This window comes from Microcoleus sp. EPA2 (assembly GCA_020882975.1).
Taxonomy (GTDB): Bacteria; Cyanobacteriota; Cyanobacteriia; order Cyanobacteriales; family Microcoleaceae; genus Microcoleus.
Window position 1 is genome coordinate 1 of record JAHRFD010000038.1, and the last position, 12,782, is coordinate 12,782.

General features: G+C 42.8%; 9 protein-coding genes. 3 read left to right on the plus strand and 6 right to left on the minus strand.

What is annotated here, in order from left to right:
* The first annotated feature begins 475 nt into the window (after positions 1-475).
* The 3 genes from AAFP14_RS23455 to AAFP14_RS23465 all read left to right on the plus strand — a co-directional run bounded on the left by AAFP14_RS23455 (position 476) and on the right by AAFP14_RS23465 (position 5,423).
* Positions 476-3,280, plus strand: a complete 2,805-nt coding sequence (locus AAFP14_RS23455; RefSeq protein WP_341734596.1) for a tetratricopeptide repeat protein — start codon at positions 476-478, stop codon at positions 3,278-3,280.
* A 105-nt stretch (positions 3,281-3,385) separates the two neighbouring features.
* A complete protein-coding gene (locus tag AAFP14_RS23460) occupies positions 3,386-4,387 on the plus strand; it encodes an FkbM family methyltransferase (protein WP_341734597.1) in 1,002 nt (333 codons plus the stop codon).
* 112 nt (positions 4,388-4,499) lie between these two features.
* Complete coding sequence (locus AAFP14_RS23465; protein WP_341734598.1) at positions 4,500-5,423, plus strand: methyltransferase domain-containing protein; 924 nt, start codon at positions 4,500-4,502, stop codon at positions 5,421-5,423.
* A 42-nt stretch (positions 5,424-5,465) separates the two neighbouring features.
* Here the strand turns inward: AAFP14_RS23465 and AAFP14_RS23470 are convergent, their stop codons facing one another.
* The 6 genes from AAFP14_RS23470 to AAFP14_RS23495 all read right to left on the minus strand — a co-directional run bounded on the left by AAFP14_RS23470 (position 5,466) and on the right by AAFP14_RS23495 (position 12,447).
* Positions 5,466-6,668, minus strand: a complete 1,203-nt coding sequence (locus tag AAFP14_RS23470) for a glycosyltransferase family 4 protein (RefSeq protein WP_341734599.1) — start codon at positions 6,666-6,668, stop codon at positions 5,466-5,468.
* A gap of 58 nt (positions 6,669-6,726) precedes the next feature.
* Positions 6,727-7,983: a glycosyltransferase gene (locus tag AAFP14_RS23475; protein WP_341734600.1), complete on the minus strand. Its 1,257-nt coding sequence runs from the start codon at positions 7,981-7,983 to the stop codon at positions 6,727-6,729.
* Between the two features lie 21 nt (positions 7,984-8,004).
* A complete protein-coding gene (locus AAFP14_RS23480) occupies positions 8,005-9,273 on the minus strand; it encodes a glycosyltransferase family 4 protein (protein ID WP_341734601.1) in 1,269 nt (422 codons plus the stop codon).
* Between the two features lie 56 nt (positions 9,274-9,329).
* Positions 9,330-10,100 carry a class I SAM-dependent methyltransferase gene (locus AAFP14_RS23485; protein ID WP_341734602.1) on the minus strand — a complete coding sequence of 257 codons (771 nt, stop codon included), beginning with the start codon at positions 10,098-10,100 and terminating at the stop codon, positions 9,330-9,332.
* Positions 10,101-10,586: 486 nt separating this feature from the next.
* On the minus strand, positions 10,587-11,546 hold the full coding sequence (locus AAFP14_RS23490; RefSeq protein WP_341734603.1) for a GDP-mannose 4,6-dehydratase: 960 nt from the start codon (positions 11,544-11,546) through the stop codon (positions 10,587-10,589).
* Between the two features lie 292 nt (positions 11,547-11,838).
* Complete coding sequence (locus AAFP14_RS23495; RefSeq protein WP_341734604.1) at positions 11,839-12,447, minus strand: aspartyl protease family protein; 609 nt, start codon at positions 12,445-12,447, stop codon at positions 11,839-11,841.
* Positions 12,448-12,782: the final 335 nt, after the last annotated feature.

The window sequence follows — 12,782 nt, forward strand, 5'->3', positions numbered from 1 at the left end:
GAATGTACGAAAAAATCAACCATAAAATTCCTGGTAGGGGCGGGTTTTACGAATAATATAGGTAAAAAACAAACAAACTTAATCAACCCGCCCCCGCCCCACGGAATGTACGAAAAAATCAACCATAAAATTCCTGGTAGGGGCGGGTTTTACGAATAATATAGGTAAAAAACAAACAAACTTAATCAACCCGCCCCCGCCCTACCACATCTCAATGTATATCTTTCCCAAGATGCGATTAATTGGGACTATCGATCGGATGGGGTTCGGCGGGTTGATGTCGATGGTGTGTGGGTAGGGCAGATTAGGGGTAAAACCCTCACCCACATTAGATCCTAGGTGGACACCTAATGTATCCATCAAAAAAACTTAACATTGCTGGAACAAGATTGCTAGATTTGGTGTCAAGACGGGCTATAATCGTTTTGCGTTTTGAAGACCTTAGTTAATTCCTGCCTCGGTTGCCACCACCCCTATGTCAACGACAGTCAACACAGAATCCACAGCCGTTCATTTTAACCAACAGGGAGAAACCTATTTATCCCAAGGGAAATTGGAAGAAGCTATCGCCTCCTGCGAGCAAGCTTTGAAGATTCACCCCAATTTTGCACCGGCTTACAAGACTTTGGGCAACGCGCTACAGGCTCAAGGCCGCATCGAAGAGGCACGACACTGGTACGCCAAGGCTATTGAAATTGAACCGAATTTTGCCGAGGTTTACGCCAATTTGGGTAGCATTTGTGCTCAGCAACAAAAGTGGCAGGAGGCGATCGCATTTTATCAAAAGGCGATCGCGATTAAGCCGAATTTCGCAGGAGTATACCGGAATTTAGCAAAAGTATTTGGGGAAGTTGGTAAGCCGGCGGAAGCTCAGGAATGCTGGTATCGGGCATTTTCTTTGGAACCACAAAAGGCCAAACCGTCGGAACATTTGAACATGGGCGATGCTTTTTTTCGCCAGGAAAGGTTGCCGGAGGCGATCGCCTGTTACGATCGGGCAATTAAGTTGGACCCGAATTTGGCGACGGCTTACCAAAGTTTGGGTGAGGCGCTGAAAAAACAAGGCAAGTTGGAAGAAGCGACTGTATATTATCGTAGGGCGATCGAATTGAACGCTGCTCATGCGAGAAATGGTAGCGAGGGAGAGCAGACTTTGGCTGGGGCAAATGGGACAAATGGTGCTGTTAAGTCGCCACAAGTTCAGCAACAAGTACCGCCACAAGTTCCACAACCACAGGTTCCACAACCACAGGTTCAACAACAAATACCTGAACAAATATTGCGAAAACTACCGAAAGAAATATTGCAACAAATACCTGAGCAAATTAAACAACAAATTAAACAACAAGTTCAGCCACCTGTGAATGGGGGAATTAGTACCGAAGACCCAGAAGCATATAAAATACTGGCAGAAGGCTATTTTGCTCAGGGGAAATTGGAACAGGCAATTTCGGCTTGCAAAAAAGCGCTACAAATTAAGCCGGATGCGCCTCTATATAAAATGTTGGGTAATGCCTTGCAAGCTGGTGGCAAAATAGATGATGCTAAAACTTGCTATGTTAAGGCAATAGAAATTAATCCGAATTTTGCGGAAGCTTATGCTAATTATGGTAGCATTTGTGCCCAACAGGAACAGTGGCAGCAAGCGGTTTCTGCCTACGAAAAGGCGATCGCCCTGAAGCCAGATTTTGCCGGTGCTTTCCGCAATTTTGCCAAGCTGTTGACGCAGTTAGGGAAGTCCCAGGAGGCGGCCGAGTGTTGGTATCGAGCTTTTGCGATCGATCCTAAGTCTGGCACCGCTGAGGATTTGGAAAATTTAGCGAAAACTTTGATCGAGCAAGGTAAGGTAAATCAGGGCATTGATTGTTACCGACGCGCTGTTGAGTTGAACCCAAATGCAGGTGCTGCTTATCACGAATTGGGGGAAATTCTCAAGGCTCAAGAACAGTGGGAAGCGGCGGTAGATGCTTACAAAAATGCTATTAGAAGTAATCCCGGACTTTCTTGGTCTCACAACAATTTAGCTGAGTGTTTGGTGAAGTTGGAACGGTGGGATGAGTCTGTTGATGCTTATCGGAAGGCGATCGAATTAAATCCTGATTTTAGCTGGTCTCATAACAATTTAGCGGATGTGTTGCTGAAGTTGGAACGGTGGGAAGAAGCTGTAAATTCTTACCGGAAAGCAACAGAATTAAATCCTGATTTTAGTTGGTCTCACAATTATTTGGCCGATGCGCTGATTAAATTGGAACGTTGGGATGAGGCGATTGCTGCTTACCGAAGGTCGATCGAACTTAATCCTGACCATTTTTGGGCGCACAACAATTTAGCCGAAGCTTTGGTGAAATTGGAACGCTGGGATGAGGCTGTGGCTGCGTATCAGCGGGCTAATGAACTGAATCCGAGTTTCTTCTGGTCCCACAGCAAGTTGGGTGATGTGCTGTTGGAAATGGAACGGTGGGATGAGGCGATCGCTGTTTACCGGCGCGCCGCCGAGTTGAATCGCGATTTTGCGTGGACTTATTACAACATGGGGACGGCTTTTGAGAAGTTGGAACGGTGGGATGAGTCGATCGTTGCTTATCGCTGTGCGGTGGAAATTCAGCCGGATTTGCCGTGGATTTCGCAGAAGTTGGCTGATGCTTTGAGGATGCGATCGCAGTGGGATTTGCAGGATGCGATGGGTTTGTATCGAAGGGCGATCGCAGAGAATCCTGATGATGTGCAACTTTATCATAAGGCTTTGGAGATTGCGCCGAGTGATGCGGGGCTGTATGTGGAGTTGGCGAATGCTTTGGTGCGGCAGAATTGGGTTGATGGGGCGATCGTCTTTTATCAGATGGCGTTGCAGGTTAACCCCGAATGCGGTGAAGCACAATTGCAGTTGGGGTTGCTATTCTCGCAAAAGAATGATATGGATCGGGCGATAAACTGTTACCGCCGCGCTATTGAGGTTCAACCAAATCAGTATAAACCTTACCAATTGTTAGGGGATGCTTTGAGTGCAAAAGGTCAGCGTGAGGAAGCAATGAACTGTTACCGTCGCGCGATCGAGTTAAAACCTGACGATCCTTATATCCAGAACAATTTAGCGGATATGCTCAGACATCAAGGAGATTTGGAGGGGGCGATCGCTTGTTATCGCCGCGCCATTGAATTAAAACCTGATTTCTCTTGGTTCCACTATAATTTGGGTGAAGTTTTGACGAAGAAAGGGCAAATAGATGAAGCGAGTTCTTGTTACCGTCACGCCTTAGAGTTGGAACCCAAGATTTTCTAATTTTATGTGCAATTGAGCCTGTATTTTATAAGTTTGTGCAGGCTCAAACCTCCCAGTTACCACTAGAAGCAATCAAATCAATTGATAGAGAGTAGAGGAATTACCATGAACCCTGAAGAAGCTCAGCGCCTAGAAGAATCCATCCAAAAGACTTTATCCACTCATGCTAAAAGTGATAAGAGTTATCTATGGATGGCATATCAAGTAATCTTTGAACGCGAAGCCGATCCAGAGGGAATAGCTATGTTTTTAAACCAGCTAAAAGAAGGATGGACTAGACCTATTTTAATTGCAAAGATGATTGAGTCTAATGAATTTCAACACCGCTTACCAGCAGGCACGCAGAGCTTTGCAAGTACAGAAAGTCAAGTATTAATCGAACTGGAAAATTTTAAAATCTATGCAATGACTAATGACACTGCCGTTGGTCAAACAATTATTAGTACCAGAGGCTATGAACCTCATGTGACTGATGCTATTGTTAAACACTTAAAATCAGGCGATGTTTTTCTCGATCTGGGAGCTAACATAGGCTATTTCACTCTCCTAGCAGCAAGCATTGTTAAAAATGAGGGGAAAGTAATATCTTTTGAACCCAACCAATACAATAGACAACTGCTATATGCAAGTATCGTTGAAAATCAGTTTAAGAATATTACAGTTTATCCCTTTGCAGTTTCAGATTCTCAACAAATTTTCAGATTAATGACATCAGGATCTAATGGTTGGGTTGTCGAGTTATCTGAGCAATCTGTAAATTATCAATTAGTGCAATCAGTGATACTTGATGAATTGCTGCAATCAGAAAAAGAAATTAATGTAATTAAAATGGATATAGAAGGGCATGAACCTATTGCGCTGCGCGGCATGGAGAGGATAATCAATAAACACCGACCTATTATTTTTACTGAGTTTCATCCCTATGCTGTTGGTGAAGGGTATTTAAAACAACTGACACAGTATAATTATCGCTTGTTTATCATTGAAGAAGTCGGAAAAATTACGGAAGCTCCTGACACGACATTTGTGATGGATTTCTGGCAAAGACTAGCCGAAAAGGTTAATTTTGACAGAATACATCTTGACCTGATGGCTTTGCCTTTGTAACCATAAATTAGAGATATTCAAGCGAGTCGCGATCGCAAACTAGCCTGTATTTTCCAGGTTGATGCTTAAAAAAGTCCATTAAAATACACTCATACCTATCAAAAGAACCATCATGAACCCCGAAGCAGCAAAGCATCTGGAAGCAGCCATTCAAAAAACTTTATCCACTCATGCGAAAAGCGACAAAAGCTATCTATGGATGGCTTATTGGGTCATATTTGAACGGGAAGCCGATCCAGAGGGGTTAGAAGGTTGGTTAGGTTTGCTAAAGGCTGGTGTGAGTCGAGCAAACGTAGTACAAACGATGATTAAGTCAAGCGAATTTTACAAACGCATTTCAGGTGAAGAAAGCGAAAACCAAATTAATGAAAAGCTTCACAACGCCAGAATGGAAATGGTAAAACAACTCGTTCCACCAGCTCAAGTTATATTAGACTTAGGCGGTTATTCCTCAAGCGACCCAAGAGGTGCTTTGCTAAGTTTTGGCTATCCTCATGTGCCACAAAAGCTCTACATTTTAGATTTTCATCCCGACAAAATGATGTTTCCCGGGCCTGAATGGCCAAAACAAGTTAAATACGAAACCTGTGACATTGAATATGTGTATGGAAGTATGACTGACTTAGACTGTTTTCAGGAAGGTAGTTTTGACCTAATTTGGTCTGGAGAATCAATAGAACACATCACCTCTGAAGATGCTGAAAAAGTTTTTTCAAAAGCCTACAAGTTATTAAAACCGGGTGGTAAGCTGGCACTAGACACCCCCAACAGACGAGCTACCCAGTTACAGTTTCCTAATAGTTATATCCATCCAGAACACAAGATAGAATACTACTATGAAGATTTGTGTGAACTTTTGGAGAAGCACAACTTCAAAATTATTCAGAGCAAGGGAGTGATCGATCTATCAAGGTCAATTGAAACATCAAGTATGGAGCATTTCAAAAACGAGTTTATCAGCAGTGAAAAACTCAACGACAATCCCAATAACTCTTACTGTTTCTTCATCTGCTGTATGCGAGCAGAGGACTGTTAGAATTATTTACATGTAACGGGACTCTTCCTGAGTGTTTTGCCGTTAAATCTTTGAGCGATCTAGTTCCACCTGAGCTTGCAACGCTGCTTGCTTCCAAGCTTGAGCTTGGGATTCAAAACAGCTTTTCTCTTCTATTGTCCTTGTAATATATTCAAGGCGACTTCTTATTTTTTTTCCCACCGCCTGCGGACTCAATAAAGATCTAATCTCGGAGGCTGCTCTCGCTCCTACTTGCTGTGCTTGCGAATAATTCTGAAACACATACTGCATTAAGGAGCCAGCATGATCGATATCTGGTTCCGCCCAGGTACTTCCTTTTGGATAAAGCCCATAATCTTGAGTTGTTTTCACCAGTTCATACTTAACTGGAAAACTATTGCCAACATTCATAAATTCGATATTAGACGAGTAGGCCGTGGCGATAGTCGGCTTGCCGTAGTACATCGCTTCCGCCATCGTCAAACCAAATCCTTCAGCCCGATGTAGGGACACATAGCAGTTACAATTGTCAACTAAGGCGTGGAGTTCTTCTTTCTTTAAATCCCCTTCTATAAACTGAATAGATGGCCAGTCCTCGGCTTGCGCTTTTAGTTGTGCTTGCAGATGGAGAAACAGTGGATGGGGTCGATACTTAACGATCAGTAAAACATCATCATTAGACTTCCCAAAAGCTCGTTTAAATGCCTCAATAGTAGCCAAGGGATTTTTTCGTTCAAAGCCGCTCCCAATGTCAAACATAAACAAAAAAATAAACTTGTCTTCGGGTAATCCCAAGACTTCTCGGCTCAATGAATTTGGAGGGATAGAAATGCTAGGTGGTAGCTTAAGAACAGGAATAGGCGATACTTCTGCTATGGCTTCAGCCGTGTAATTACTGTAAGTCCAAACCTCATCAAATATATCAAAGGCAAACCGCCCAAAATCAGGAAACTTTGGCAATTCCCATGCCCAGAATCCAATGTTATACCGATTTTTAAAATATGCAGGATTAATTAAGTCCAGTAATGATTTGTGAGGGTTGGTATGGATGAGGTTGATGGGATATGGGTTATCTTCAGAGAAATTTGTGTAACTAGAATCTAAGTTTCGCTGCGTATCTTCCCTCAGATCCTTGATTGCGAAGGGGATGTCTGCTGCTTCTATGGCTCGGAGAGTACCCCTGACGCCACCTCCGAGTCCAAATTCCCCTGTCACATGACCGACAACATTGATTCCAAAAGAATAATTTAGTCCTTCACTTATCATAGCCAGTTTTAATCTCCATCTAACATTTTTACTATTCTGGAAAACCGGATCAATTCTACTACTTAATCGAACCTAGCCTTTGACACCGCTCTAGTTCCGTTTGAATTTGCAGTGCTGTTTGCCTCCATACTTGGACTTGGGATTGATATAAACCTGTTTCTGTTTGAATCTTACGGAGGCGAGTCGATCGTGTAGGATGATTTATCCTGCTCATAATGTCTTCCAGACGAATTTTAATTTTGCTACCAACAGTTTGTGGACTCAGCAAAGACCTAATTTCACGGGCTGCTCTAGCTCCTACTTGCTCTGCTTCCTGATAGTTGTCAAAGACATACTGCATTAAGGATGCCGCATGATCTAAATCGGGTTGGGCCCAGACATTTCCTTTAAAATATGGCCCATCGTCTTCAATAATTGTCACCATATCGTATTTGACCAAAAAACTATTACCGACATTCATAAATTCCATATTAGCCGAGTGAGCAGTGGCAATTACTGGTTTGCCATAAAACATCGCTTCCGCCATCGTCAGGCCAAACCCTTCCGCGCGATGCAAGGAAACATAGCAGTTACAATTGTCAATTAAGGCATGAAGCTCTTCTTTATGCAAATGCTCTTCTATAAATTGAATTGACGACCAACCCTCTGTGTGCGACAAAATTTGCTCTTGCAGTTCAGGATGAAACTTCCCATTAGAAGACTTGATAAGGAGTAAGACATCCTTGTTTGATTTCCCAAAAGCTCGTTTAAATGCTTCGATTGTGCCTAGAGGATTTTTACGACTCAGCCGACTGTGATAGTCGAATAAAAACAGAAAAATAAACTTGTCTTTCGGCAAGCCTAAAGCTTCTCTACCCAAGGATGTTTCTGGAAGATAAATGCTGTGTGGAACCTTGACCACGGGAATCGGTGATACCGCTGAAATGGCTTCAGCAGAGTAATTGCTGGGAGTCCATATTTCATCAAATGAATAAAAAGCATATAGCCAACCAGGGGGAAACAATGGCAGTTCCCAAGCCCAGTAACCAATGTTGTATCGACCTTGAAAATAATCTGAACCTAAACTTTCCATTACTCCACCGATAGGTGGTGTATGAACGAGGTTGATAGCATAGGGTTGCTCGTCAGAGAAATTAGTGTAGGTAGAATCGAGATTTCTGTGCCAATCTACTTTAATATCCCTGATGGTAAAGGGAATGCCTACGGCTTCGAGTCCTCTCAGAGTGCCTCTCATGCCTTCTCCAATGCCAAATTCGCCACTAGCGTGACCTGCAACATTGATGCCTAAATTAGAATTTTGTGTTTTCTGCAACATAGCGAATTTTGTACTTTTTTACTAATGATGATGAAACGGCAAGTGTTTGAGTTCTGTTTGCATTTGTAATGCTGTCTGCCTCCAAGCTTGGGCTTGACGAGCTAATAAATCTCTTTCTGCCTGAAGCTCATGGAACCGATTTGATAATTGGGATTGATTGAGGTTGGCCATGATGAATTCCAGGCGATTTTTGATTTTTACACCTACGGTTTTAGGGCTTAATAAAGACCGAATTTCTTGAGATGCTATTTTTCCTACTTTCTGAGCTTCCTGATAATTTTCAAATACAGACTTCATTAGAGACGCAGCATGATCTATATCTGGTTCCGCCCAGACGCTACCTTTAGGGTAAGCTCCATAATCTTCTGTTGTTGTCACCAGTTGGTATTTAACCGGAAAACTATTGCCAACATTCATAAATTCCATATTAGATGAATAGGCTGTGGCGATTACTGGTTTGCCGTAGTACATGGCTTCTGACATGGTTAAACCGAATCCTTCAGCCCGATGCAGAGATACATAACAATCACAACTATTAACCAAAGCATGAATCTCTGCTTTTTGCAAATGTCCGTCTATAAACTGAAGGGATGACCAACCTTCAGCCAAATCAATTAATTCCTGTCGCCGTTCCGGGAAAAGATGAGCATTGGCAAATTTGAGAACGAGCAAAACATCTTGATTTGATTTACCAAAAGCTCGTTTAAATGCCTCAACAGTGGCAAAGGGATTTTTCCGTTCAAAGGAACTGCCAAAATCAAACATGAATAGAAAAATAAACTTATCTTTGGGTAAGTTGAGGTTTTCTCTAGTTAATAATGGTTGTGGAAAGGCAAGGCTCACAGGAATTTTGAGTACAGGAACTTTGGAGACAGCCGCAAATGCTTCTGCACAAAAATTACTGGTAGTCCAGATTTCATCAAATAAATCAAAGGCCCATTGCCACTCACTAGGAAAAACTGGCAATTCCCACAACCAGACACCTATATTGTATTTGCCTTTGAAATATTCAGAACCTATGCCGGGAAAGTATCCTGCTAAAATCTGCTCGATCCAATTTGGGTTAGTTTGGACTATATTGATTGGATATGGATTGTTGTCGGAAAACTTTTTGTAGCTGGTATCGGAGTTGGGTAACCAATCTATTTTCAGATCCTTAACTGCAAAGGGAATTCTGGCTGCTTCTAGAGCTCTGAGATTTCCTCGGGCGGCTTCCGCCAGCCCAAAATCACCCGTTATATGACCGACTAAATTAACACCCAAAGAATTATTTAGTTTATTATTTAACATTCGTATTGCTTTTTGGTTAGTAAAAATGTCTGAATAGGATTGAACAACGATTTAATCTATGAAGCCTTCTTAATGAGCAGCCCCAAGGATGTTGTGACATATTGTTCTAACTGAAGCTTTAAGTGTATCCCCGACCAGGGCGGTACGTCTATGTGACGATCGAATGGGCCACTGCCGACGTTGTAGTTGAGGACAATTTCGTGTCCCTCGGTTGCTAAATCTAGGGCCAGCCGATCGATGTCCTGCCGTCTAAAGAGTACAGTCTGTTGGTAGTCGATCGTCTCGTCATTAGAAAGAACGTTGAATTCAGTGGTGTGTACTGCGATTCCCCCTGGACGCAGGCACTTAATGCTATTTTTGACAAATTGCAACCCCAGCTCGATCGAGCCAACGTGTTCAAAAGCGCAAGACGAATAGACAAAATCGAAGCCGACCAAATCCGCATCTATTTTATTCATGTCAGCGACCCGGTAAGTTACATTGGAGGCGAATCGTTCCGGGGGGCAGATGCCGCGATCGTTAAGCGCTTCTAGCGTGGCTGCATATTGACCCGTACCCGCCCATCCCTGCTTCGTCGCCTCCTCTGAATCTAAGTCTGTGGCCACCACGGAGCAGCCTCGCGCAGCCATGACAGCTACTAGCGGTTCCTGGCCCACGCCAAAACCCAGTCCGCGCCTCCCTGGTGACATCATCCCCGTCTCTGATAAACATTGGAGGATATAGGCATATTCCCATAGCTTGCGATGAAAGATGGGAGGATGCGGCAGACGAGTTTCCTGACACCAATAGTAGAAGGCGTCCGATCGGCACTGGGCCTCGGTAGCCATTTGCGAAACTGGATTGGTTAAGCTTGGCTCGTCATTGACAATCAATGGCTGATGCTTAATGGTCGTTTTCTCTATATTAAAACCCGATTTTGTAATCATAGCTTTGCAATCAGTCTGTTACTAATGGATGGTGAGCGCTGTCTTGCCATTAATGCTGCGAGGTATTAATTCTTTCCATTCTGCTGGGTTAACTAAGATATTGGTATCGAGGTTTTCTCTTTTTTATGATGAATTTATGACGAAAAGCTAGCCAAATTTTGTCACCTGTTCAAGAATATTTCTGTTGTTGAAAAAGACCTACTCTTTACCACATAAACAAATAATTTTCTAGCTCGCCATCGTCCTTAAGCCGATATCTTTATGCTGCCACATTAAACACCTCACCTTCAGTTAATCTGCAAGTCAAGCTAATTTTCGCATAAATGATCCCCAAGCAGAGTAAAATTAGCGACGATAAACCTGGGATTTTTCTATTTTTAAAATTGCTTATAATTTATCCTGCTTTGCCTCCACCATCATTTTTACTACATCGTGCATCTTATATTTTGCCTGCCAACCTAACTTTTCCTTCGCCTTAGCGGGGTTGCCTTTGCCTAGTGCAATTTCTGTCGGTCTGTACAAACTGGTATCTATGACTGTATGTTCCTCCCAGTCTAATCCCAAAGTGGCAAAGGCTTGAGCAACAAATTCTTTTAAGGCATGGCTCTCCCCAGTAGCAATTACATAATCATCGGGTTCTGACTGCTGCAACATCAGATACATTGCTTCCACGTATTCGGGTGCCCAACCCCAGTCCCGCTGTACAGAAATATTACCCAATTGCAGCTTTTCTGGACTACCCGCCGCAATCCGGCAAGCTACTGATACAATTTTTTGGGTCACAAACCTGGCTGGTCTCAGAGGAGATTCATGATTAAATAGGATACCAGAACAAGCAAACAAATCGTAAGCTTCTCGATAATTGGCGACTTCCCAAAATGCTGTTGCTTTGGCAACTGCATAGGGACTTCTAGGGTGAAATGGGGTGCTTTCCTCGGCTGCTTTGCCTCCAGTGTCGCCAAAGGATTCGCTAGAACTGGCATTATATAGTTTTATTTTTCCTCCTGTAAAACGGATGGCCTCTAGGAGATTCAGTGTCCCGGTGGCAATGCTTTCTAGGGTTTCCACTGGTTGCTCGAAGGACAGCCCTACGGAAGTCTGACCAGCTAGATTGTACACCTCATCTGGCTGAATTTTGCTCAGGACTTGCAAAACGCTGCGAAAATCGTTGAGGGACATCGATTCTAGCTTTACTGAGTCGCGGATGCCTAAGCGCGTGAGGTTGTTGAAGGTTGACATTTGCGCATCTCGTGATGTGCCACAGACTGAGTAGCCTTTTTCGAGGAGCAATTTCGCTAAATAAGCTCCGTCTTGGCCGGATATACCACAAATTACTGCTTTTTTCATATAATTACCTCGAATTTTTTAGATGATGTTGGTGCTTACTCGGTTTAATATATCTGTGGATACACTGCAATCAAGTTTTGCTAGTTGACTTGACATTCGCTCAAGTGTTCCCTAAATTCGATTAAGGCTCTATTTTTTGCAGGTTTAACTTGATAACTGAGAATTATCGTTGCATTTATGAAATAATTTGCGACAAGAGGGAAAACTAGAAGAGGCGATCGCATACCCATGCTATTGACTCACAGCCTTGTGAATTAGAGTAAAGCACTGGACTCATTAATAAAACAGTTCACTATGTTCGTCGCTTAAAAATAATCGTCTCGTCAGCTTGCTTAAATTCTATATCAAACAAGTCAAACACTACCTCCCTACCTAAAAGAATCTCCTCACAAAAATCTGTTTGTGCCCAAGCTACAGGCGCGGTGAAAATATGACCATCCAACTCCATTTCTACCTGTCGTAATAGATATTCAATACTGCCACCTACTCCTTCTGCTTTATTATTAATTTCTCCTTCCGCCTTAGCACAGCCTAAATCCCTCCCTAATTTCTTGGTAATTAAACTGAGTTCAGCGCCCGAATCAACAAGTATTTTCACTTTTACTGCGTTCTGAGACTTCATTATTAACTCATACTTAGGTTGCCAATCGTGAGCTTTTAATGTCCTCATTCTCACAGGATAAAAGCGGATAGGTTCTACAAACTCGCTTTCAAATATACGCTCAATTACATAATCTAAGCTTGACCAGCTTGGATCGATACCACTCTTCATTTTGTCATAATCGCGATCGTGACTAATTATCCCCTGATGATTGTAAGCTATCCACTCGCCCCGATATTTTTTTAACTCCCGGCGATGAGCTTTATACCAATCACTAGCTGTCGGATATTTTGCTTCCATAATTAAATCACTTTTTTGTATTGTATAAAATAATCTGTGCTTCAGTAAATTTAGGTATTAGGGCTACTTTGCCCATGACCGTCGCGATTCAGACTTTTGCACCTCATTTTACTACATGGAACAAGTTTTGCCGATCGCCCCTAGTGGACTCCAGCCGTTACCGTCCCAATTATACCAGACCTCAAGCGAGTTAACGATATGTTGACAATAATCAAGGATGTATGATACAAAAGTCGATATAGCAATCCTTGCAGGAGTCGTAAAGTTTTTACCCCACCCCAACCCGGACCTTACTAAGGTCCGGGGGTAAGAGAGAAATTTCACAAATGATGCGA

What these genes read in the sequence shown, in the direction of transcription:
- AAFP14_RS23455 (WP_341734596.1), top strand. Translation starts at nt 476, where the DNA reads ATGTCAACGACAGTCAACACAGAATCCACAGCCGTTCATTTTAACCAA.
- AAFP14_RS23460 (WP_341734597.1), top strand. Translation starts at nt 3,386, where the DNA reads ATGAACCCTGAAGAAGCTCAGCGCCTAGAAGAATCCATCCAAAAGACT.
- AAFP14_RS23465 (WP_341734598.1), top strand. Translation starts at nt 4,500, where the DNA reads ATGAACCCCGAAGCAGCAAAGCATCTGGAAGCAGCCATTCAAAAAACT.
- AAFP14_RS23470 (WP_341734599.1), bottom strand. Translation starts at nt 6,668, where the DNA reads ATGATAAGTGAAGGACTAAATTATTCTTTTGGAATCAATGTTGTCGGT.
- AAFP14_RS23475 (WP_341734600.1), bottom strand. Translation starts at nt 7,983, where the DNA reads ATGTTGCAGAAAACACAAAATTCTAATTTAGGCATCAATGTTGCAGGT.
- AAFP14_RS23480 (WP_341734601.1), bottom strand. Translation starts at nt 9,273, where the DNA reads ATGTTAAATAATAAACTAAATAATTCTTTGGGTGTTAATTTAGTCGGT.
- AAFP14_RS23485 (WP_341734602.1), bottom strand. Translation starts at nt 10,100, where the DNA reads ATGGCTACCGAGGCCCAGTGCCGATCGGACGCCTTCTACTATTGGTGT.
- AAFP14_RS23490 (WP_341734603.1), bottom strand. Translation starts at nt 11,546, where the DNA reads ATGAAAAAAGCAGTAATTTGTGGTATATCCGGCCAAGACGGAGCTTAT.
- AAFP14_RS23495 (WP_341734604.1), bottom strand. Translation starts at nt 12,447, where the DNA reads ATGGAAGCAAAATATCCGACAGCTAGTGATTGGTATAAAGCTCATCGC.